Source organism: Nitrobacter sp., from assembly GCF_051535215.1.
Lineage (GTDB): Bacteria > Pseudomonadota > Alphaproteobacteria > Rhizobiales > Xanthobacteraceae > Nitrobacter.
In genome coordinates, this window is sequence record NZ_JBPPLY010000006.1 from 68,233 (window position 1) to 89,109 (window position 20,877).

At 63.5% G+C, this 20,877-nt stretch carries 15 protein-coding genes; 4 read left to right on the plus strand and 11 right to left on the minus strand.

Annotated elements, in window-relative coordinates; all coding sequences use genetic code 11:
* Window positions 1–164: 164 nt before the first annotated feature.
* The 3 genes from ACS3WB_RS08555 to ACS3WB_RS08565 form a co-directional block, all read right to left on the minus strand.
* Window positions 165–1,499 carry an HlyD family type I secretion periplasmic adaptor subunit gene (locus ACS3WB_RS08555; RefSeq protein ID WP_438275140.1) on the minus strand — a complete coding sequence of 445 codons (1,335 nt, stop codon included), beginning with the start codon at window positions 1,497–1,499 and terminating at the stop codon, window positions 165–167.
* Window positions 1,486–3,750: a type I secretion system permease/ATPase gene (locus ACS3WB_RS08560; RefSeq protein WP_438275237.1), complete on the minus strand. Its 2,265-nt coding sequence runs from the start codon at window positions 3,748–3,750 to the stop codon at window positions 1,486–1,488. The genes ACS3WB_RS08555 and ACS3WB_RS08560 overlap by 14 nt, the downstream gene beginning before the upstream one ends.
* A 189-nt stretch (window positions 3,751–3,939) precedes the next feature.
* A complete protein-coding gene (locus ACS3WB_RS08565; protein ID WP_438275141.1) occupies window positions 3,940–5,505 on the minus strand; it encodes a TolC family outer membrane protein in 1,566 nt (521 codons plus the stop codon).
* A 463-nt stretch (window positions 5,506–5,968) separates the two neighbouring features.
* On the opposite strand from ACS3WB_RS08565, the gene ACS3WB_RS08570 reads away from it, so the two are divergent.
* Complete coding sequence (locus tag ACS3WB_RS08570; RefSeq protein ID WP_438275142.1) at window positions 5,969–7,144, plus strand: saccharopine dehydrogenase family protein; 1,176 nt, start codon at window positions 5,969–5,971, stop codon at window positions 7,142–7,144.
* Window positions 7,145–7,153: 9 nt separating this feature from the next.
* Here the strand turns inward: ACS3WB_RS08570 and ACS3WB_RS08575 are convergent, their stop codons facing one another.
* From ACS3WB_RS08575 to ACS3WB_RS08590, 4 genes are all read right to left on the minus strand, one after another.
* Window positions 7,154–8,428, minus strand: a complete 1,275-nt coding sequence (locus ACS3WB_RS08575) for an O-antigen ligase family protein (protein ID WP_438275143.1) — start codon at window positions 8,426–8,428, stop codon at window positions 7,154–7,156.
* A 33-nt stretch (window positions 8,429–8,461) separates the two neighbouring features.
* The gene (locus ACS3WB_RS08580) at window positions 8,462–9,994 is read right to left on the minus strand and encodes an undecaprenyl-phosphate glucose phosphotransferase (RefSeq protein ID WP_438275144.1); all 1,533 of its coding nucleotides are present in this window, start codon (window positions 9,992–9,994) and stop codon (window positions 8,462–8,464) included.
* A gap of 112 nt (window positions 9,995–10,106) precedes the next feature.
* Complete coding sequence (locus ACS3WB_RS08585; RefSeq protein WP_438275145.1) at window positions 10,107–11,240, minus strand: glycosyltransferase; 1,134 nt, start codon at window positions 11,238–11,240, stop codon at window positions 10,107–10,109.
* A 3-nt stretch (window positions 11,241–11,243) separates the two neighbouring features.
* Complete coding sequence (locus ACS3WB_RS08590) at window positions 11,244–11,942, minus strand: polysaccharide biosynthesis/export family protein (protein WP_438275146.1); 699 nt, start codon at window positions 11,940–11,942, stop codon at window positions 11,244–11,246.
* A gap of 227 nt (window positions 11,943–12,169) precedes the next feature.
* On the opposite strand from ACS3WB_RS08590, the gene ACS3WB_RS08595 reads away from it, so the two are divergent.
* Complete coding sequence (locus ACS3WB_RS08595; protein WP_438275147.1) at window positions 12,170–14,317, plus strand: GumC family protein; 2,148 nt, start codon at window positions 12,170–12,172, stop codon at window positions 14,315–14,317.
* Between the two features lie 27 nt (window positions 14,318–14,344).
* On the opposite strand, the gene ACS3WB_RS08600 is transcribed toward ACS3WB_RS08595, so the two are convergent.
* Window positions 14,345–15,544, minus strand: coding sequence for a GNAT family N-acetyltransferase (locus ACS3WB_RS08600; RefSeq protein WP_438275148.1), 1,200 nt, complete (start codon window positions 15,542–15,544; stop codon window positions 14,345–14,347).
* A 152-nt stretch (window positions 15,545–15,696) separates the two neighbouring features.
* Complete coding sequence (locus tag ACS3WB_RS08605) at window positions 15,697–15,903, minus strand: DUF2842 domain-containing protein (protein WP_292614734.1); 207 nt, start codon at window positions 15,901–15,903, stop codon at window positions 15,697–15,699.
* 98 nt (window positions 15,904–16,001) lie between these two features.
* Between ACS3WB_RS08605 and ACS3WB_RS08610 the strand changes: the two genes are divergently transcribed.
* Both ACS3WB_RS08610 and ACS3WB_RS08615 read left to right on the plus strand, forming a co-directional pair.
* Window positions 16,002–17,084 (plus strand): COX15/CtaA family protein, encoded by a 1,083-nt coding sequence (locus tag ACS3WB_RS08610; RefSeq protein ID WP_438275149.1) that lies wholly within the window; start codon window positions 16,002–16,004, stop codon window positions 17,082–17,084.
* A gap of 319 nt (window positions 17,085–17,403) precedes the next feature.
* On the plus strand, window positions 17,404–18,660 hold the full coding sequence (locus tag ACS3WB_RS08615) for an MFS transporter (protein ID WP_438275150.1): 1,257 nt from the start codon (window positions 17,404–17,406) through the stop codon (window positions 18,658–18,660).
* A 132-nt stretch (window positions 18,661–18,792) separates the two neighbouring features.
* Here the strand turns inward: ACS3WB_RS08615 and ACS3WB_RS08620 are convergent, their stop codons facing one another.
* Window positions 18,793–20,070 (minus strand): O-acetylhomoserine aminocarboxypropyltransferase, encoded by a 1,278-nt coding sequence (locus ACS3WB_RS08620; protein ID WP_438275151.1) that lies wholly within the window; start codon window positions 20,068–20,070, stop codon window positions 18,793–18,795.
* 148 nt (window positions 20,071–20,218) lie between these two features.
* Window positions 20,219–20,803 carry a CoA-binding protein gene (locus ACS3WB_RS08625; protein ID WP_438275152.1) on the minus strand — a complete coding sequence of 195 codons (585 nt, stop codon included), beginning with the start codon at window positions 20,801–20,803 and terminating at the stop codon, window positions 20,219–20,221.
* Between the last annotated feature and the right edge of the window lie 74 nt (window positions 20,804–20,877).

Consider the following 20,877-nt stretch of genomic DNA (forward strand, 5'->3'; position numbering starts at 1 on the left):
TAGAACGCCGTTAAAGCCTCGTTGTTTTCCGTATATATCGGGCAACGAGGCCAACAGGAGGATGCCGAAGCACGTAAGATTTAATCGAAGAATTGCGTAAGATTTGAATCAAAGTGGAAGAAGCAACGCGCGGGTCTTCCAAGGGCGGCCTCCTGCGCGACCACTCAACGTTCGCGCAGCGCCTCGTCGCGAAGCAGCCGGGCAGGCCGGATCAGATAGTCCAGAACCGATTTGTGTCCGGTCATCACCTCGACGGTCGCAACCATCCCGGGAATGATCGGCAGCGGCGTCTTGCTGGTGCCGAGATGGTTCTTCTCGGTCCGGACGATGACACGATAGAAGGTTTCCTTCTCGCCGTTGCGGCCCGGTTTGTCGTCGGTGATCGCATCGGCGCTGACACGCTCTACCTTTCCGTTCAGCGATCCGTAGACCGAGGAGTCGTAGGCCGAAATCTTCACGATCGCATCCTGGCCGGCTCTGATGAAGGCGATGTCCTGCGGCCGGATCTGCCCCTCGACCAGCAGGTTGTCGTCCAGCGGAACGATGTCCATCAGATTGCCGCCGGGCTGAATGACGGCTCCGATGGTCGTCACATTGATCTTGTTGACGATGCCGTGCACCGGAGATTTCATCTCGGCGCGGAAGACACGGTCCTTCGCCGACTTGATGTTCTCCTCAAGCACCGCGAGATCGCCGCGGGATTTCGCGAGATCTTCGTCGGCCTGCGCCCGCAATGTGGTTTTGGCGTTCTGCAGGCGTGATTCAGCCTCCTGGATTCCGGCCTCGGCTTTCGCCATCGATGCCTTGGCGACTTCCAGTTGCCCCTGCATCTCGGTGGCCTGCCGCTGGATCCGCAGTAATTCAATCTCGGGAACGACTTTCTGGTTATAAAGCTTCTGCGTCAGGTCGAGTTCGCGCTGCAAAAGCTTCATCGTGTTGGTCAGTTTTTCGGCCGTCGCCTTGTATTCTCCAAGCTCGCTGCGGCGTTGCGTCGACTGCTGGACGATCACGTCGATGTCCTGCGCGAGCTTGCGGGCGCGGGCCTGAAACAGGCTTTGCTCCGCCGCCACAGCGGCGGGCGCGACTTTCACCAGTTCTTCCGGAAATTCCAGCGTGCTCTTGCCGGCCGACTCGGCCTCCAGCCGCGCCACGCGCGCGGCGGTGGCGTATCGGCGTTCGCGGATCTCGCCGAGTTCGGATGCGAACTTGATGTCCTCGATGCGCATCACGGTCTGGCCTTTGGAGACGATATCGCCTTCCTTCACCAGAATGGCGCCGACGATGCCACCTTCGAGCGATTGCAGCACCTGCATCTGCTGAGTGGGGATCACGCGGCCGTTGCCGCGCTTCACCTCGTCGAGAATCGCGAAATTGGCCCATATCAACGCGACCACGATCAGGGCCAGCGTCGAGAACAGGATCATGCTCGATGTTCGCGGCGTGCGCAGTTCGACGGCCGCCCGCACGTCATTGGCGAATGCGAAATCAGACTGCTGCATTGGACTTCATCGCCGGAGGTTCGAACTTGACCGGTTCGGTCTTGCGCTTGGCGGTCGCTTGCAGGGTCGCAAGGATCGCTTCGCGCGGACCGTCCGCGACCAGCTTACCCCGATCGAACACCAGGATGCGATTGACCAGCGAGAGCAGGGATGGGCGGTGCGTCGAGACTATGATCGTCATGTCGGTCTTCGCGAGCGTCTTCAGCCGCTCGAGGAATTCGGCCTCGCTGCGCACGTCGAAGTGCGCGGTCGGCTCGTCCATGAAGATGATCTTCGGATTACGGATCATGGCACGCGCCAGACCGATCGCCTGTTTCTGTCCGCCGGACAGGCTGCGCCCGCCTTCGGAGATCGGCATGTCGTAGCCGAGCGGATGTCCGGCAATGAACTGTTCGACGCCGGCGAGCCTGGCGGCGTTCACGACTTCCTCGTCCGTCGCCGAGGGCTTGCCGAGCGTGATGTTGTCGCGCAGCTTGCCGAAAAACAGGTCGGTATCCTGCATGACAAAACCGATGCCGGTGCGCAGGTCGGCCGGATCGTATTGTCGGGAGTCAATGCCGTCGATCGAGACGCTTCCTTCCCGCGGCTCGTAGAAACCGGCAAGCAGGCGGCCGACCGTGGTCTTGCCCGACCCCACGCGACCGATGATCGCGACCCTCTCGCCGGGCGCGATCTTGAAAGATACTTTCTCCAGCGCGCTCTCGTTGGTGCCCGGATAGGAGAAGCTGACATTGTCGAAGACGACAGCGCCCTGCGCGATCTTGCGCTCGACGAACGTGCGCCCCGGCGGCCGCTCGCGTTCGAGCTGCATGAGCTTGTCGATCGCCTTGAGCGAGATGACGGTCTGCGTGGCGCGCGTAATCAGGGAGGCAAGGCTGGATATCGGCGCCAGTACGCGCCCCGCCAGCATGTTCGCGCCGATCAGCGCGCCCATCGAAATCTGACCGTCGAGAACCAGGAAAACGCCAACGACGATCAGCAGCATGCTGGTGATCTGTTGGGCGGAGCTTGAAACCGTCAATGCAATGGACGACCAGAGATGGACCTCTTCTCCGGATCTTGCGGTCGCCGCGACCGAGCGTTCCCACGCGGTCTGCATTCGCGATTCCGCGCCGGTCGCGCGAACGGTCTCGATACCCGACAGGGATTCGATCAGGACGCCGTGGCGGGCGGCCGATTCAGCCTGAAGGCGGTTGATCGCGCGGTCGAGCGGCCGCTGCAGGATGATGCCTGCGGTCAGGACGATCGGCAGCATCGCCAGGGGAATCCAGGCAAGCGGCCCTGCGATCATAAAGAGGACGCCGATGAAGATGATGGCGAACACGAGATCGGTTGCGGCAACGACCGTTCCCGATGTGAAGAAATCCCTGACCGATTCGAAGTCGCGCATCTGGTTGGCGAGAATGCCGACGGAGGTTGGCCTGTTCGCCATCTTGAGCGCGAGAACGTGCTCGAAGATGTCGGATGCCAGGACGACATCTATTTTCTTGCCGGTGATGTCGATGATCCGCGCGCGGACGATTCGAATGATGAAATCGAAAACGATCGCCAGGCCGAGACCTACCGCGAGGGCTATCAGCGAGGGGACCGCGCCATTCGGAATGACGCGGTCATAGACATTCATCGTGAACAGCGGGGCGGCGAGCGCAAGCATGTTGACGAGAAACGCCGCCAGAGCGACATGCCAGTAGTTCGAACCGAACTTGCGCACCACGCTCCAGAACCAATGCGTCCGCGGAGCATCGCCCGCGGCGATGGCGCGGGCGTCCGCCGCGCCGGCCGGTTTGACCAGGAACGTGAAGCCGGAATAGTTCGCGGCCAGATCGGCGACGTCATAGACCTCGCGCGCCTCCGGCCGTGTGGTGTCGACGACGGTTGCGGTTCGGTCCTTATCACTAATGCCGACCAGGATGAGGGGCGGCCTGTTCTTCATGATCAGGAGCGCGGGAAGCACCAGCGCCGGTATCTCGGCGACGGGACGCTGGACCGGTTCGATCTCGAGACCGGCGCGCAGTCCCGCGCGTTCGACGAGCGTCGCGGTCAGCTTTCCGTCGACGGTGGGGAGCCCGGCGATCAGCGCCTGACGGCTGATCGCGCGACCATGATGGGCGGCGAGATAGAGCAGGGCGTCGGCTAGATAATCCCGTTGATTGTCCACACTCTCGGACTTATCCAGCTCGGGGGGCTGGCGGTTGACTGACGCGCTGGGGTTCACGGATCGCTTTCCTGGCCTGGCTCGATGCCGGCCCATCATAAGCGCGATCAGGTCCGGAAATCGGAAAACATCAAAGTAATACTAATTCGTACCGGCGAACGAAATAAGACTTACATACATACACTGACGCGGCAGTGCTGCGCCAGCATACGTATGAAAAGACCCTCAGTCGTCTTGCCGTTCAATTTACTTTGGCCGGTCTGCCGACCTCGCGGCTCGCGGCTGTCAATGAGGCAGCGTACGCCAGCTGGCCGCGGCCTCGACCAGTTCCGCTGCCGGATTGACCCCGCTCCAGCGTTCGGAGAAGCCGGCGCCGTCAGGCGCGCCCCGCTTTCCGCCGTCGTTCATCGGCGCGTAATTCAGCGGCCCGACCGGTTGCCCGATCTCGGCCTTGAGGGGAGCCGGTCCTGATTCCGGCGCATGCAGCAGAACAGGCGGAAGTTTAGTCGGGAACAGGCCGAAGGGCTTGATCGGCAGCGGCGCCGCGTCGGCCGGCGGGGGCGTCTTGATGTACTCGATCAGTTCCCCCATCGCGGCAAGGAGCTGATAGTCGGCGAACACCGCGACACCCTGGGTGGAGACCAGCGACACGAGCCCGTTGAAGAGCTGGTTCTGGGCGTTCAGAAGATCGACCAGTGAACGCTGCCCCAGTTCGTACTCCTTCTGATAGGAGACGATGACCTTGCGATCCGAGGCGATTTGCCGGGTGAGGGCCGAGATGCGGTCTGCGGTCAGCGTTCGGGCGGCCCACGCTTTATCGATCGATTCCACGGCGTCGCGCTGCAGGCGTGCGTGCCGCATCGTGCCCTCGATGTAACGCTCCGCCATTTCCTTTCGCCGCCAGGTGTCCTGGCCGCCACGGAAGATATCCCAGCTCACGACCACCTTGCCGCTGACATCGTCACGGCGTCCGACATAGCTGTCCGAATCGATACCCTGCGATGCACGTCCTTCGAGATAGACGTTCGGCACGAACGCGCCTGCGGTGCTGTCGAAGGCATATTTCGCCGCGCGCGCGTCGGAGTCGGCGGCCTTGATGGTGGGGTTGAACTGCAACGCCCGCGCGAGGGAATCGTCTTTTGATCGCGGCATCCCGCCGAGTCGTCCGGGCGTTCGCAGATTGACCGGCTCCAGGCCGACGGAGCGCCGATACTTTGCGCGAGCTTCATCCAGACTCTGGCGGAAACCGGCAAGGGTCGCCTCGGCAGCCTCGACCCGCTCGCGGGTCTGTTCAAGGTCTCCTTCTCCCGCGCGGCCGCCGTCAAAGCGGGCCTGCACGTTGGCGAAGAGGTTCCGGTGAACCCTGAGATTGTCTTCGGCTATCGTTATAAGTCGCAAATAGCGCGTCACGTCGACATAGGCTTCGGCCGCATCGAGAGCCAGCAACTCGGTTCGTTCGTGGACGCGCGCAGCGGCGGCGTTCACGCGCGCCGTCTGACGCCAGATCTCGTTGATCGATGTGAAACCATCGAACACCAATTGCCGGACGACGACCGACGCGGCGCGCCCGTTCATCCAATTTCCGTTACCCAGCGGGGCCAGAACGACGTTCTGGGTGAACCGCTCAGGACCCCAGCGTCCCTCGACACGCACCTGCGGCAGCAGAGTGCTCTGTTGTTGACGAAGTTCCGATTCAGTCGCCCGCCGGTTCGCGGCGGCTTCTCCCACGCCGGGGTTCGTTGCCACCGCCTGCTTCAACGCATCGTTGATTGAAAAACCGCCTTGAGAATGGGCTGAGACGGGGAGAACCACCAAGCCGATCACGAGTGGTGCAATAATCTGAATTCGCATTCGCAAATACTCAAAGTCTGACGTGGCGTTTGAGCGTCCTTAAATAACAGAAGGAGTTCCGTCAGGCTGGAGATTCGAGCGCCAATTGAGGCCGCCGGGCCTCATTTAAGGCACTTTGCGGGCAGGTGTGGCACAAAAACCTCATAAATAAGGCGCGGCAGAGGTACCGGGATAATCCCCTGTGCATATCTTTCCCGTGCGGCCCAGGACGCCCGGAATCGGTTGCGGCCATGGCACTGGAATCCTATCCGCATCCGTTCTGCACTACGGTAACGATCAGCCGTGGCCTTGGAAGCTGGGCAGATAGCCAGCCTGCGCCTGCAGGCCAAAGCCTTTCCGCGAGCCCGAAGGAAAATCAGAAGCCGGAGCGCTATGATTTTGATTTGACGCGTTTTCTTCACGCAAACCGGTATCCGCTTTGCTCTAAAACGCTATAAGCAGGACTCTGTTTGGGGAGTCGGTCATGGCGTCGGCGGAATTCGATATTGTTGTCTACGGTGCGAGCGGGTTCACCGGCCGGCTGGTCGCGGAATATCTTGCAACCGAGTATCGCGGCAGCGATCTGCGGTGGGCGATCGCGGGCCGCAGCCTCGACAAGCTCGCGTCGGTGCGCGACGCCATCGGCGCGCCGCGCGACCTGCCGCTCATCGCAGCGGACGCCGGCGATCCCGCGTCCCTCGAAACCATGGTTAGCCGCACAGCCTCGGTGCTGAGTACGGTCGGACCTTATCAGCTCTACGGCTCCGGTCTGGTGGCCGCCTGCGCGGCCGGCGGGACCGATTATCTCGACCTCTGCGGCGAGCCGATATGGATGCGGCAGATGATCGACGCCCACGAGGCGCAGGCGCGCAAAACCGGCGCGCGGATCGTGTTCTCCTGCGGCTACGACTCGTTGCCGTTCGAACTCGGCGTGTTCTTTCTTCAGCAGGCCGCGAAACAGCGGCTCGGGTCGAGCGTGGCACGGGTCAAGGGCCGCGTCCGCAAGATGAAGGGAACATTTTCCGGAGGCACCGCCGCGAGCATGAGGGCGATCTTCGCCGCGGCCGCCAACGATCCGGACCTGTTGCCGAAGCTGCGCGATCCCTTCGTGCTGACGCCTGGATTCGAAGGGCCGAAGCAGCCGCCAGGCAACAAGCCTTTGTTCGACGAGGACATCGGAATGTGGGTGGCGCCGTTCGTGATGGCGAATATCAACACCCGCAACGTCCACCGCTCCAACTTTCTGCTCGGCTTTCCCTACGGGCGGGATTTCGTCTACGACGAGATGATGGTCGCGGGACCGAGGGACACCGGCGAGGCGACTGCGAAAGCCATCATCGCCGCCAACAACAAGCTCGGCGCGCAGGGCGGACCGAAGCCGGGCGAGGGCCCGTCGAAGGAGGAGCGCGACAGCGGCTACTACGATCTTCTCTTTGTCGGTCTTGCGCCTGATGGGCAGAAGGTGAAAGCTGCGGTCACCGGCGACCGCGATCCGGGCTACGGATCGACCTCCAAAATGATTGCGGAATGTGCGATCTGCCTGCGGCGCGACACGCCCGATATTGCCGGCGGTTTCTGGACGCCGGGTGCTGCGATGAAGGACGCGCTGCTCAAGCGGCTCGTCGACCACGCCGGCATGACGTTCACGATCGAGCCATAACTCTTTTGCTCAACTCGATTGCGACGCCTGCGAAGCGGGAGCCGGCCGCGTGTCCGCCATGTGCCGGTGGGCGGCAGCGAACATGCCCCACATGATGCCGAGCATCAGCCAGTAGTGACGCCAGTGATCGGTGTCGATGACGAAGCTCTCGCCGACGGTGCCCAGAAACGCCGTGAAAATCGCGAGATAGTTTCGTTGCCAGGGAACCCGGACGAAAATGTAGCGGAAGCCCAGGATGACGGTGGTGAAGATCAGCACGGGATAGCAGATACCCGAAATCCACCCGCCCGACATGAAGGCGTTCAGATAGGAGTTGTGGGTATCTTCGGGAAAGAACCGCGTGAACTGCAGCGGGCCGATGCCGAGCGGCAGGTCCAGCGCCATCTGGAAGCCGAGAATGTGCCGGCCGAAACGGCCGAAGCGGCCCTCGTCATAGCTCTGGTCGAAGCTCGCGCGTTCCCTGAACAGGCTGTCGACTGAATCGAACGACAGCAGGATCGCGAGCAGCAGCGCGATCGCGACGGCCGCGATCACCGCGGTCGTGACCAGGCGCGAGCGCTGTCTTGTTGACGGACTGGTCAGGAACATCAGGACCAGCATGAAAGCCGAGGTCAGCACGAACTGGCCCCAGGCCGCGCGCGAAAACGCCAGCAGCAGCGCAAGGCTGATGATCCCGAGCACGATGGCGCTGCGGATGGCCTTTCCCAAACGGTCCGTGACGACGCTTTGCAGGACGAACAATGCCGGCAGGATCAGGAATGCGGAGAGCACGTTCGGGTCCTTGAAGGTGCCGCGCGCGCGCCCATAGAGCGTCAGGATGTCGTGCTCGCCCGGCACCAGATGGAAATAGCCCGCGATGCCGGCGAGCGAGGCGATCACCGCGCCGAAAATCAGGCCGCGCCGCAGCAGTTCGAGCCGTGCCGCGGTATCGTCCGAAAACACCAGCGCGAAGAAGATGACCGTCACGGCCATGTACCACGAGGTCATGATCCAGTTCACGATCGGGGTTTTGTCCATCAGGTATGCGGCGCAGACCGTATAGCCGAAGTTGATCAGAAACAGCAGAAGCATCAGCGGAACGAACGCCAGCCGCATCCGCAGGCCCGTCGCGACAAACACGATCATCGCGGCCAGCGTCGCGAATTCGTACGGGCTGGGTTCGATGTAGACGATCGCGCCGCCGGCGCCGACAAGCCACAGCAGCGCGCGCTGCAGCGAGGCGACGCCCGGCGCCTGCGTCGTCGGAAGCCGAAGCGAACCGTCAACCGCTGCGGGATAAGCCATTACACTCTCGCCCAACTCCACACACGAGATCGGTCAATAGGCGTTCTCTGATTTCAGCAGCGCCATCGGCGTCTTGAGCAGAATGTAGAGATCGAACAGCACCGACCAGTTCTCGATGTAATAGAGGTCGAACTCGACGCGCTTCTGGATCTTTTCCTCGTTGTCGATCTCGCCCCGCCATCCGTTGATCTGCGCCCAGCCGGTGATGCCGGGTTTGACGCGGTGGCGCGCGAAGTAACCGTCGACGGCCTCATCGAACAGCCGCGTCTGCAGTTTGCCCTGCACGGCATGCGGACGTGGTCCGACGAGGGACAGGTTGCCTTTGAAGACCACATTGAAAAGCTGCGGCAGCTCGTCGAGGCTGGTCTTGCGGATGAAGCGTCCGACGCGGGTGACGCGGCTGTCGTTTTTGGTGACCACCTTCGTGGCCAGCGGATCGGCCTGATCGTGAAACAGCGAGCGGAACTTGAAAACGTCGATGCGCTCATTGTTGAAGCCGAAGCGTTTCTGGCGGAACAGCACCGGACCCGGACTGTCGAGCTTGACCGCGAGCGCGACCAGCGCCATCACCGGTGAAACCAGCAGCAGGATGACGGCGCCGACCACCCTGTCGAACAGCCATTTCAGCACCAGGTCCCAGTCGGTGATCGGAGCCTCGAAGACGTCCAGCATCGGGACTTCGCCGAGATAGGAATAGGCGCGGGGACGGAAACGAAGTTCGTTGGTGTGCGCGGACAGGCGGATATCCACCGGCAGCACCCACAGCTTCTTCAGCATCTGCAGAATGCGGGTTTCGGCCGAAATCGGCAGCGCGAACAGCACCAGATCGAGCCGGGTCCGCCGCGCGAATTCGAGCACGTCGTCGACCTTGCCGAGTTTCGGGCTTCCGGCGCAGGTCTCGAGCGCGCGCTGATCGTTGCGATCGTCGAATACGCCGAGAATCTCGATGTCGGAATCCGGCTGCGCTTTCAACGCCCTGATGAGGTTTTCTCCGCTCTCGTCCGAACCGACGATGACGGTGCGGCGGTCGAGCCGGCCGTCACGCGCCCAGCGCCGGACGATCGCGCGCAGCATGAGCCGTCCCGCGATCAGGCCCGCCAGGCCGACAAAGAAGAACGAAGCCAGCCAGAGCCGCGAGACGGCGCCGCCGAGTTTGAGGAAAAAAGAGATGCCGATGAACAGCAGGAAAACGAAGGCCCATGACGAGACCATCCGCGTCATCTGCCGCAGTTGTCCGCGAAAGACCTGCACGGCGTAGATATCGGCTGCCTGAAAACAGACGACCGTGGCGGCGGCCATGGCAAGGATCGCCGCGATATAGCTCCAGTTGAAACCATCGATGCGGGCGGCGTATCCGAGATAGAGCGCAGTGCCGATCAGGCTCAGCAGCACGAAGTCGGCGGCACGCACGATGCCGGTGATGACGATGGGCGAATAGGCCGGCCGCACCTTCTGGTTGGCGACCGCAAGGGCCGCTGGCGACAGCCGCAGCCGGCGCTCGACAGGTACGGCCCGGCCGCTGCTCGCCGTCGTCTCGGTCCTCGAGCGCGCGTTGATAAGGTCCATGTCCTCAAGTCCACATCCGCGCCGCACGACGGAATGCGGCGCCGGGCAGATCGACTTAAGGACGAAATCGGGAAGATTTGGTTTCGCGAAACCGGAGGCATTTCGGAAACGGTTAACGTTTCGCAAACGCCTCGCGATAGCCTGCCAAGACGCCTTCGACCATCGCCGTCTGCGAGAAATGCAGGACGATGCGCTCGCGCAGCGATTTGGCGCGCGCCGCCGCAGCGGCGGGGTTATCCAGCGCGGCCTTTATGGCCTCCGCCAGGGCGCCGACGTCGGCGGGCGCGAACAGCGCGTCGGTGTGGGAGTCGAAAATCTCGGGAATGCCGCCGACATTCGCCGCGATCATGGGAATGCCCGCCGCGGCCGCTTCGATCACCACATACGGCATGGAGTCGCCGCGCGACGGCACGACCAGCAACCGGCCTTTCGAGAAACCGTAACGCGCTTTGACGTGTCCGATGAAGCGGACCGCATCGCCGAGATCGAGCCGCTCGATCTGGGCCTTGAGCGCCGCGGTCTCCTCGCCGTCGCCGCCGAGGGTGAGCGTGACGGGTCGGCCGCCGGCCCGCAATTGCGCCACCGCGTCGATCAGGAGGTCGGCGCCCTTGATGTGTCTGAACTCGCCGACATAGGCGATGTCGGTCGCGTCGTCGGCCAGCGCGACGGGATCGAACTCATCGGCGGTGACGCCGTTGAACACGCATTTCACGAGACCGGCCGGCGTGCCGACGATGCGTTGATACGTGTTGCGCGCGAAGGCGCTTTCGAACAGGAACAGGTCGGTGCGATTCATCAGCGCGCGTTCGATACGGCTGTAGAACGCGCCTTTCATCGTCGCCAGCGGATAGTGCAGGGACCCGCCGTGCGGCGTGTAGACGCGGATGACATCTTTCGACGCCTCCTTGAGCCGCACGAAGACGCCGGCCTTGGAGCCGTGTCCGTGCAGGACGTCGGGCTTCAACTTTCGGACCAGCGCGGCGAACCGCATCCACGCGAACAGGTCGGTGAAGTGGGGTTCGCGCCGGACCGGGATGCGGTGAACGCCGAGCTTCATCCGCGGCGCGATCTCGGCGAGTGCAGTCTCCGCGCGCTCGCCGCCGGTGAGGCTGTCGGCGACGATGCCGACGAGATGGCCTCGGCCAGCCTGTCCGTTGGCGACATCGAGGATGTGGCGGATGATTCCGCCGACCGGCGCGCGGACGGCGTGCAGTATGCGAAGCGGTTGATCGGGCGAGGACGTCATGCCTCAGAACCAGCGTTCGTCGACCAGGACGGTATCGCCGGGGCTGAGCAGGGTGGCGGTAGGCACGACGAGGCGGACGGTGCCGCGGGCGTCCGTGTGCGTGACGGTGACGCGGTCGCGTCTGGCGCGCGGCGAGAAACCGCCGGCGATGGCGACGGCGCTCTCCACCGTCATGTTGGGCACGAACGGATACTGCCCCGGCGCCGCCACTTCGCCGAGAATGAAGAACGGCCGATAGGCTTCGACCTCGGCGGCGACATAGGGCTCGCGGATGTAGCCGTTGCGCAGCCGTGCGGCGATGGCGGCGGACAGTTCGGAGGGCGTGCGGCCGCGCGCAGTGACGGCGCCGATCAGCGGCATGGTGATGCTGCCGCCTGCGTCGACCAGATAGGTGTTGGTGAGGCCTTCCTGGCCGTAGACCACGATGCGCAGCCGGTCGCCGGCATCGAGGCGGTAAGCGGGGTCGTGCACGACGGGCGGCGGAGCCGCCGCGTAGACGACAGGCACGGCGGCGCGGGCCGCTCGAACCCGCAGGTCGCGGCGAGCGACCGGCGGCGGTGCGGAGGCCTGCCGTCCGCCATAGGCCAGCGCGTCGAGATCGTTATGCGGGCGCGCCATCGCGTCTGGCGCCGGGTGCCGCATGCACCCTGCCAGCGCCAGCGCGGTCAACAGGCACAGGATTACGGCGCGCACGCTTCGCATCAGGCATTTCCATGAAATATCAAATCCAGTTAAGGGCTTTTGTGGTTAATAAAACGTAATCGTCGTCCGCCTTCGCGTCCGCCGCATCTGTGTCAGCCCGCGGGAATTAACCCGATGGCAACCATAATGGACTGTAATCGCCGCGCCGGTCGCGTGGTCTGATCCGATAGTCGCGGCCGAGACGCGGCCGGTGTTTCGGACGCTCGAGGGGCCAGCGGGAGTATGTGATGCGGTTTGCGTTTGGGCGCGTCGGCAAGGACAAGACGGCGGTTTCCAACACGGTCTCCGCGCCAAAGCCTGCGTCGCCAAGGGCTGTCTCGCAGCCGGGCGATCTCGATGTGCGCGTGATATGGCAGGCGCTGCTGCGAAAGAAGCGCGTGATCATCATCCCGACGCTGCTCGCCTTCGTGCTTTCGCTCGTCGTCGTCAACCTGATTACGCCCAGATACAAGTCCGAAGCCCGCATCCTGATCGACGGCCGCGAGAACGTTTTTCTGCGACCGAACGCCGAGCGCAACGACGAGCGCGGCGCGCTCGATCCGGAAGCGGTCGCCAGCCAGGTGCAACTGGTGCTGTCGCGCGATCTTGCCCGCGAGGTGATCGGGAAGAACAAGCTCGCCGAGAATCCGGAATTCGATCCGGTGTTGCGCGGCGTTTCTCCAATCAAGTCGTTGCTGGCGCTGTTCGGAATCGGCCGCGATCCGTTGCGGATGACGCCGGAGGAGCGCGTGCTGGATGCCTATTTCAACCGGCTGACCGCCTACGCCGTCGACAAATCCCGCGTGATCGTCATTGAGTTCCAGTCGCAGGATCCGGAGCTTGCGGCCCGCATCGCGAATTCGATCGCCGAGGGCTATCTCGTGCTGCAACTGAACGCGCGTCAGGGGCAGGCGAGGGCCGCCGGCCAGTGGCTGTCCGGAGAAATCGACAGCTTGCGCAAGAAGGTCGCGGATGCCGAATCGCGGGTCGAGGATTTCCGGTCGAAGTCGAGCCTTTTCATAGGCACCAACAACACCTCGCTGTCGAACCAGCAACTGGGTGAAATCAACACCCAACTGACCAACGCGCGCGCGCTCAAGTCGGACGCGGAATCGAAGGCGCGGCTGATCCGCGACATGCTTCAGAGCGGCAGGCCGATCGAAGCCTCCGAGGTTCTCAATTCGGAATTGATCCGCCGCCTGTCCGAGCAGCGCGTGACGCTGCGCGCGCAACTGGCGGAGCAATCCTCGACCCTGCTCGGTCAACACCCGCGGATTAAGGAACTGAAGGCCCAGCTTGCCGATCTCGATCGCCAGTTGCGTGAGGAAGCCGGCAAGATCTCACGGTCGCTGGAAAACGATGCCCGCATCGCCAGCGGCCGGGTCGACAGTCTCAGCAACAGCCTGGACCAGTTGAAGAAGCAGGCGACATCGTCCAACGGCGACGACGTCAAGCTGCGGGCGCTTGAGCGCGAGGCGAGGGCGCAGCGCGACCTGCTGGAATCCTATCTCGCAAAATATCGCGAAGCCACCACGCGCGAAAACATCGACGCCACACCGTCCGATGGCCGCATCATCTCGCGCGCCATCGTCTCGAACACGCCGGCGTATCCCAAGAAGCTGCCGATCGTCCTGATCGCGACGCTGGCGACGCTGATGCTGACGGCGGGCACCGTCGCCACGGGCGAACTGCTGCGTATCACCGCGCCGCGGGCGCCGGCTGCGTTCGAGCCCGTTCCGCAACAGGCCGCCGCCACTCCGCCGCAGCCGCGCGAACTTCCTCTCCAGCCGGCTGCGGACCTGATCGCAATCGACCGCGTCGCGGACGACCTGCGAGCGGCAGGCGAAGCCGCGCGCAAGATCACGATCATGGGCACCGGCGAAAACGAGCGCATCATGCTGAGCGCGCTGGCGCTCGGGCGGCTTCTGGCGCATGGCGCCAAGGTGGTCCTGGTCGATCTGTCGCCGGCATCGTCGACCCTGACCGCCGCCGCGGTCGATCCGGCGGCGCCGGGACTGGCCGAACTGATGCTGGGCGAGGCCTCCTTCGGAGAAGTTATCAGCCGCGATGGACACTCGCCGGTTCATCTGGTGGTCGCCGGACGGTCGGGGGCCGACCGCGCGCTGCTGCAATCGCCGCGCCTGACGATTGCGCTCGACGCCCTGCTGCGGGTTTACGATCACGTCCTGCTTGTCGCCGGCACTGCCACCGACCTGCCGGCGAAACTCCTGACCGAGCAGGCGCGCGCGATCGTCGTTCCCGACCCGTCGATGAGCGTGGAGGCGCGGTCGCGGTTCGGCGATCAGCTCACGGCGATAGGTTTCGCGTCGGTGACGATGCTCGATCCGATGTCGTTGCCGCCGGAGATCCAGAACGGTCCGCGCGAGGCGGCCTGAATCCTTCCGCCGGGAAGCGACGTATCGTCAGCGCTGCAGCGCGCCGCGCAGCGTCTGCGCCATCCGCTTCAACGCCGGCGTCTGCTTCACGAGGCGCTTGGCGCGGGCCACCGAGGACATGCCGGCGGCGGCCATCCTGCCGCGCGTTGTGAGCGGCAGATAGCTGTCGAAGATCGGTTCGTCGTCCTTGCAGAACAGGCGCTTGTAGTCGTCCGACCCGATCCCGAGATCGAGCGAGGTGTAGCCGCGCTCGGCATAGTGATCGACGATATCGCGCATCAGGATCAGGCCCGGGCTGTAGTGGGCGCTGTCCGACAGTGTGTAGGTGTTGAACATCATCGAGAAGCGCTCTCCGTCGGCGACGCCGGCGAAGATCGCGATCACCTCGGCGTCGCATTCGAGGGCATGGATTTCGATGACGTGGCCGCCGTCCGGCAGCGGCGTCAGGCAGGCCGCTCGCAGGAAGTCCTCGACGCCGGGATCGGCGAACACGTTCGGCAGCTTCTGCGCGGCCATCCGCAGCGGCTTGATCGCGAAGAACGCATCGCACATCCGCGTGATCTCGGCGTCGGTCGTCGCCACGCGATAGCGGAAGCCGGGCAGCGTCTGGAGTTTGCGCTCCTTGCTTCTGAGCCGGCGGCGAAACGAGTTGCTGATGCGCTCGGACGGCGCCGCGCCCGACGCCATCGTCATCAGCGGGCAACCGTTGGCGGATGGCTGGTTCGGCAGCAGCGCCATCGGGTTTTGCAGGTCGCGCCAGCGTTGCGGTTGCCGCGCAAGCGCCAGCACGTCGATTTTGGTGGGGACCTCGCGGATGCCGCGAAGCAGCGCATCGAGATCGGCCTGCGTGGCGGAGACGGCGAAATCCCGTTGCCAGAGCGCCATGTTGAAGGTCGTGTGCTTGCCGCCCATGAAGCGCGCGACACGGATGCCGTTCTCCGCGCCGGCTGCGAGCGGCAACAGCAATAGTGGCCGCTGCTCGGCGTCGCTGGCGACGATCACGTACGGCTGGAGATTGGTCCGGGTTCCGACGTGCCTTTGCCAGGCCGACAGGAAGTCGAACCGCTGATAGGGCGTCGAGACCTGTGAAGTCTCCAGATCGCGCCAGACCGGCTCGACATCATTCAGATCGTGAAAGACCTCGACATGCGCGATACGCCGCTCGCTTGATCGCGTGCATGCGTTCGCCGCCGCCGTCGGGCTTCCGATCACAGCCGCCAAGGTCATCGCTGAAGCCTGTTATCGCTGTTGTTTACTTTTCGCTTTGCCGGACCCTTGCATGGGAAGTGTCAACAAAGGGTAATGCCAATAGGCAAGCGGGAGAGGGCGGATTGCGGCGGTTGCGCTCCGCGAGCAGTCAATCGGCGACGATGGGGGGCTTACGCGTCGGGTTTCGCCATCCAACTGACGATGGGCATGGCCGGCAAGACCCAGCCGAGCCCGGCGACCGGATAGAAGATCGCCTGATAGAGCCCGGATGCCGCGAGCCATGGCGTCTGCGCGACCGTCATGCCGAGCAGCGACCAGACGACGACCAGCACGAGCAGGGCGATGGTGCCGAGGAATTTCCGAGTACGGATCCGCATACCTTAAAAATGCAACTCGCGGGGCTGGGACGAGGCTTGCGCCGAGGCTGCGGTGGACTATAAAGGGCCCGAAAAATGCATTCAACACACGGATTTTGATGACCCGTCCGATGGCACAAAAGGGGTTCCAGCTACGCGCCGTGCGATGGTGGCTGGTGTTCGTGGCGCTGTTGATCGCCGCCATGGTGCTGGTCGGGGGAGCGACCCGGCTGACCGAATCCGGTCTTTCGATCGTCGAATGGAAGCCCGTGACGGGCACTTTGCCCCCGCTCACGCAAAATGAGTGGTCCCAGGCCTTCGAGGGCTACAAGAAGATCCCGCAGTACAGCGAAATGAACGCGGGCATGACGCTCGACCAGTTCAAGACCATCTTCTGGTGGGAATGGAGCCACCGGCTGCTGGGACGCTTCATCGGCGTGGCCTTCCTGCTGCCGTTCCTCTGGTTCATGTGGCGCGGCATGTTGCCGTCCGACCTGAAGCGCCGGCTGTGGATCATTTTCGGTCTGGGCGGGCTTCAGGGCGCGGTCGGCTGGTGGATGGTCGCCTCCGGTCTCACCAATCGCGTCGAGGTGTCGCAATATCGTCTCGCGACCCATCTGGTGCTGGCTCTGCTGATTTTCGCGGCCATCGTCTGGACCGTGCGGCGATTGTCGGATCGACCGTCGTTGCAGCCGCCGCTGCGATTGCGGATGACCAGCGGCATTCTGGTTGTGCTGGTATTCGTGCAGCTTTATTTCGGGGCGCTGGTCGCCGGACTGCGCGCCGGCAAGGTCTTCAATACCTGGCCCGACATCGACGGATCGTTCATTCCGTCCTCCGCGCGGCTGTTTTTCGAACAACCGTGGTGGCGTAATCTGTTCGACAATACGCTCACGGTGCAGTTCGAGCATCGCATGATGGCTTATACGTTGTTCGCGATCGCGATCCTGCATCTCATCGACGCGGTGGTGTCGCGCGCCGGCGGTGCCGTCGTGCGCGGGGCGCTCTGGCTGGCGGCGGCAATGACGTTGCAGGCGACGCTCGGAATCCTGACTCTCCTGAACCAGGTTCCGATCCTGCTCGCGCTGGTGCATCAGGGAGTTGCGATCCTCGTCCTGACGCTCGCGGTTGTTCAGGCGGAACGGCTGATGGCCGGCAACACCGCGTTGGAGCGGCACCGGCTGCGCGTGGCGGCCGGATAGGCCGATCAAAGGAAGCGTGGCGTAGTTGCGGCGCGTCTCTTTTTTTGCACGCCCGAGGCGATCGGCAGCCCTCCGTTGAGAAACGGAGCGGTGGTGGTACTATCAGCAGAATCCGCCTGACACGCGATGTGATCGATTCAATCGTCACGGACTGATTCACGTCCTCATAACGGACCGGCCCGAATTCTGGCCCTGTACAGATTTTCGAACCTGCATCATGATGCCCGGGTCATGAGCAAGCCTCGATAAGGTGGAAATCTCATAACCCCGCCCGATCGATGGCGAGCCCGAAGCGGGCGGAGCGAAATCGGGGTGAGGAATGGCGAGATCCGGCAATCTGTCCGTCCTGTTCATCACCACCTGGGCCTTCACCGTCTGCTTCGCCGTCTGGATGATGTTCGGCGTGGTCGGCATTCCGATCCGCGAACAACTGGGGCTCGGTTCGACCGAGTTCGGTCTCCTCACGGCGACGCCCGTCCTGACTGGTGCGATTTTTCGTTTGCCGCTCGGCATCTGGACCGACCGCTTCGGCGGACGGATCATCATGCTGCTGTTGCTGGTCGTCTGTGCGGTCCCGCTCTGGCTTGCCGCCTATGCGACCGCGCTCTGGCAGTTTCTGCTGCTCGGACTGGCGCTCGGCCTCGTCGGCGCCTCGTTTTCGGTCGGCACGCCTTACATCGCGCGTTTCTTTCCAAAGGAGAGCCGAGGTTTCGCGATGGGCTTCTTCGGCGCGGGAACGGTTGGTGCGGCGCTCAACATGTTCGTCGCGCCCTGGCTGATCGCGGCCTATGGCTGGCAGATGGTGCCCAAGGTCTATGCCGTCGCGCTGTTGGTCACGGCGCTTTTGTTCTGGGTGTTGTCCAAGCCTGATCCCGGCGTCGGCGGTCAGGTACCATCGATGTGGCAGCAACTGTCGGTGCTGCGCGATCCGCGGGTCTGGAAATACTGCCAGTACTATTCGATCGTGTTCGGCGGCTTCACCGCGCTGTCGATCTGGATGCCGCAATATTTCAAGACCGAGTACGGCTTCACCATCGCGCAGGCTTCGCTGCTGGCCGCCTGCTTCTCGCTGCCCGGCGGCGCCTTCCGCGCTTTCGGCGGCTGGCTGTCGGATCGCTTTGGTGCCCACAACGTGACATGGTGGGTGTTGTGGGTCGCGTGGGTCTGCCTGTTCCTGCTGTCTTACCCCAAAACCGATCTGATCGTGCACACGATCCGCGATCCCCTGAGTTTCCGCATCGCCCTGCCGTCGTGGTTCTTCACGATGCTTCTGTTCACGCTCGGCATCGCCTTTGCCTGCGGCATGGCTTCGACGTTCAAGTACATCGGCGACGATTTCCCCGACAGCATGGGAGCGGTGTCCGGCATCGTCGGCATGGCGGGCGGTCTGGGCGGCTTTCTGCTGCCGATCATATTCGGAGCGATCCTCGACCTGCTTGGCGTGAACTCGAGCTGCTTCATGCTGCTCTACGGCATCATCTGGGTGTCGCTGACCCTCAACTATCTGACTGAAGTGCGGCGAGCACCCGTCATGGGCGAACGGCCTCGCTCGCCTGCGGCGGAGCAGTCGCGTTAGAGTTTGCGCGTTTTGACAGAAGCGGTTCTATCTTGTCATTGCCGCACCCCCGGCAATCCCTCTCTCTTCGAAGAAGGTGGATGCCCGGCATAAGCCGGGCATGACGGGCATCCCGTCCAAAGCAAACCCGTTCTACGTCATCGCCTGATCGAGGTCGGCCATCAGGTCTTCCTTGTCCTCGATGCCGATCGACAGGCGGACGATGTCGGGGCCGGCGCCTGCGCGCGTCTTGGCCGCGTCGTCAAGCTGGCTGTGCGTGGTCGATGCCGGATGGATCACGAGCGAGCGGGTATCGCCGATATTGGCGAGGTGCGAGAACAGCCGGAGTTTCGACACCAGATTGACGCCGGCGTCGTATCCGCCCTTCAGGCTGAACGTGAACACCGCGCCCGCGCCCTTCGGCGAATATTTGCGTGCGAGCGCGTTGTACTTGTCGCTCGGCAATCCGGCGTAGTTGACGGCGGCGACCGCGGGATGCGCGGCCAGCCATTCGGCGATCGCCTGAGCGTTCTCGCAATGCCTCTGCATCCGCAACGGTAGCGTCTCGATGCCGGTCAGGATCATGAAGGCGTTGAAGGGCGACAGCGCCGGGCCGAGGTCGCGCAGGCCCAGCACACGGCAGGCGATCGCGAATGAGAAGTTGCCGAACGTCTCCTGCATCCGGATGCCGTGATATTCCGGGCGCGGCTCGCTCAGCATCGGATACTTGTTGTCCTTCGACCAGTCGAACGTACCGGCGTCGACGATGATGCCGCCGAGCGAGTTGCCATGGCCGCCGAGAAACTTTGTGAGCGAGTGAAGCACGATGTCGGCGCCGTGCTCGATCGGCCGTATGAGATAGGGGCTCGCCATCGTGTTGTCGACGATCAGGGGAACGCCCGCCTTGCGAGCGACAGCGGCGACGGCTTCGATGTCGGTGATCGAGCCTCTCGGGTTGGCGATGGATTCGATGAAGATCGCCCGCGTCCGCGGCGTGACCGCCTGCTCGAAGGATTCGATCTCGTCGGGGTCGGCCCACGCCACGTTCCAGCCGAAGCTCTTGAAGGCGTGGGTAAACTGGTTGATCGATCCGCCGTAGAGCTTGCGCGAGGCGATGACCTCGTCGCCGGGCTTCATGAGTTGCTGAAGCGTGACGACCTGCGCGGCGTGTCCCGAGGCCACCGCGAGCGCCGCGGTGCCGCCTTCGAGCGCGGCGACGCGTTCCTCCAGCACCGCGTTGGTCGGATTGCCGAGGCGGGTGTAGATATTGCCGAAGGCCTGCAATCCGAACAGCGACGCTGCGTGGTCGGCGTCGTTGAAGACGAACGACGTGGTCTGATAGATCGGCGTCGTGCGCGCGCCGGTGGTCGGATCAGGCTGCGCGCCGGCGTGGACGGCAAGCGTTGCAAAGCCGGGGATGCGATCGGTCATCTCATGTCCTGTTTCGGTCGGAGGTCATTCCGCTAAAGTGTTTTCGATGCTGATGGGATCATGCGCCGCCGTCAAGGCGCTAGGAGAGGCTTTGCCGGTTTCGGCATGCGGCCTTGGGGCGCGGCGAAGCTGAGGAAGGTTTATGCGCTCACGCCGGGTCGCTTCTGTCCTTGGCGGCGCGGTCGGCGGCCAGCGTGCTGCCGCCGCCAACGCTCACGCGGTTGAGCGACAGCCGCTGGCCATGCACGGGCATGGGCGCGCGTTTCGAACTCAGCGTACGCGAGTTGACGCCCATCCATGAAATCTCCGACGACAGGCGGCCGTATTCGATCTTCGGACAGCGGTTCATCACAACCTTGATGCCGGCCGCCTCGGCTTTCGCAGCCGCCGCGTCGTCGCGCGCGCCGAGCTGCATCCAGATCACCTTCGGCAAAGGCGACAGCGTCAGCGCCTCCTCGACGATCGGCATGATGTGGCTGGAAGAGCGGAAGATGTCGACCATGTCGAGGGGGCGGCCGATGTCCTTCAACGATGCAACGAAGGGCTTGCCGACCAGGCTCTTGCCGATGTGGCCCGGATTGACCGGGATCATGTCGTATCCGCGTTCGGCGAGATACTTGAACGCGAAGTAGCTCGGCCGCACGTTGACCGGCGAGGCGCCGACCATCGCGATGGTCTTCACGCTGTCCAGGATCCCGCGGATATAGCTGTCGTCGTAGGTGTCGTGGTTCATTTTCAAGTCCAGGTCATTGAAATCATCGCGGCCGTTCAAGCCGATGTTGTCATTCCGGGATGCGCGGTCTTATC

Excerpts from the sequence above, each read along its gene's own strand:
- ACS3WB_RS08555 (WP_438275140.1), bottom strand. The coding sequence starts at position 1,499 with ATGCAGCAGTCTGATTTCGCATTCGCCAATGACGTGCGGGCGGCCGTC.
- ACS3WB_RS08560 (WP_438275237.1), bottom strand. The coding sequence starts at position 3,750 with ATGGGCCGGCATCGAGCCAGGCCAGGAAAGCGATCCGTGAACCCCAGC.
- ACS3WB_RS08565 (WP_438275141.1), bottom strand. The coding sequence starts at position 5,505 with ATGCGAATTCAGATTATTGCACCACTCGTGATCGGCTTGGTGGTTCTC.
- ACS3WB_RS08570 (WP_438275142.1), top strand. The coding sequence starts at position 5,969 with ATGGCGTCGGCGGAATTCGATATTGTTGTCTACGGTGCGAGCGGGTTC.
- ACS3WB_RS08575 (WP_438275143.1), bottom strand. The coding sequence starts at position 8,428 with ATGGCTTATCCCGCAGCGGTTGACGGTTCGCTTCGGCTTCCGACGACG.
- ACS3WB_RS08580 (WP_438275144.1), bottom strand. The coding sequence starts at position 9,994 with ATGGACCTTATCAACGCGCGCTCGAGGACCGAGACGACGGCGAGCAGC.
- ACS3WB_RS08585 (WP_438275145.1), bottom strand. The coding sequence starts at position 11,240 with ATGACGTCCTCGCCCGATCAACCGCTTCGCATACTGCACGCCGTCCGC.
- ACS3WB_RS08590 (WP_438275146.1), bottom strand. The coding sequence starts at position 11,942 with ATGCGAAGCGTGCGCGCCGTAATCCTGTGCCTGTTGACCGCGCTGGCG.
- ACS3WB_RS08595 (WP_438275147.1), top strand. The coding sequence starts at position 12,170 with ATGCGGTTTGCGTTTGGGCGCGTCGGCAAGGACAAGACGGCGGTTTCC.
- ACS3WB_RS08600 (WP_438275148.1), bottom strand. The coding sequence starts at position 15,544 with ATGACCTTGGCGGCTGTGATCGGAAGCCCGACGGCGGCGGCGAACGCA.
- ACS3WB_RS08605 (WP_292614734.1), bottom strand. The coding sequence starts at position 15,903 with ATGCGGATCCGTACTCGGAAATTCCTCGGCACCATCGCCCTGCTCGTG.
- ACS3WB_RS08610 (WP_438275149.1), top strand. The coding sequence starts at position 16,002 with ATGACCCGTCCGATGGCACAAAAGGGGTTCCAGCTACGCGCCGTGCGA.
- ACS3WB_RS08615 (WP_438275150.1), top strand. The coding sequence starts at position 17,404 with ATGGCGAGATCCGGCAATCTGTCCGTCCTGTTCATCACCACCTGGGCC.
- ACS3WB_RS08620 (WP_438275151.1), bottom strand. The coding sequence starts at position 20,070 with ATGACCGATCGCATCCCCGGCTTTGCAACGCTTGCCGTCCACGCCGGC.
- ACS3WB_RS08625 (WP_438275152.1), bottom strand. The coding sequence starts at position 20,803 with ATGAACCACGACACCTACGACGACAGCTATATCCGCGGGATCCTGGAC.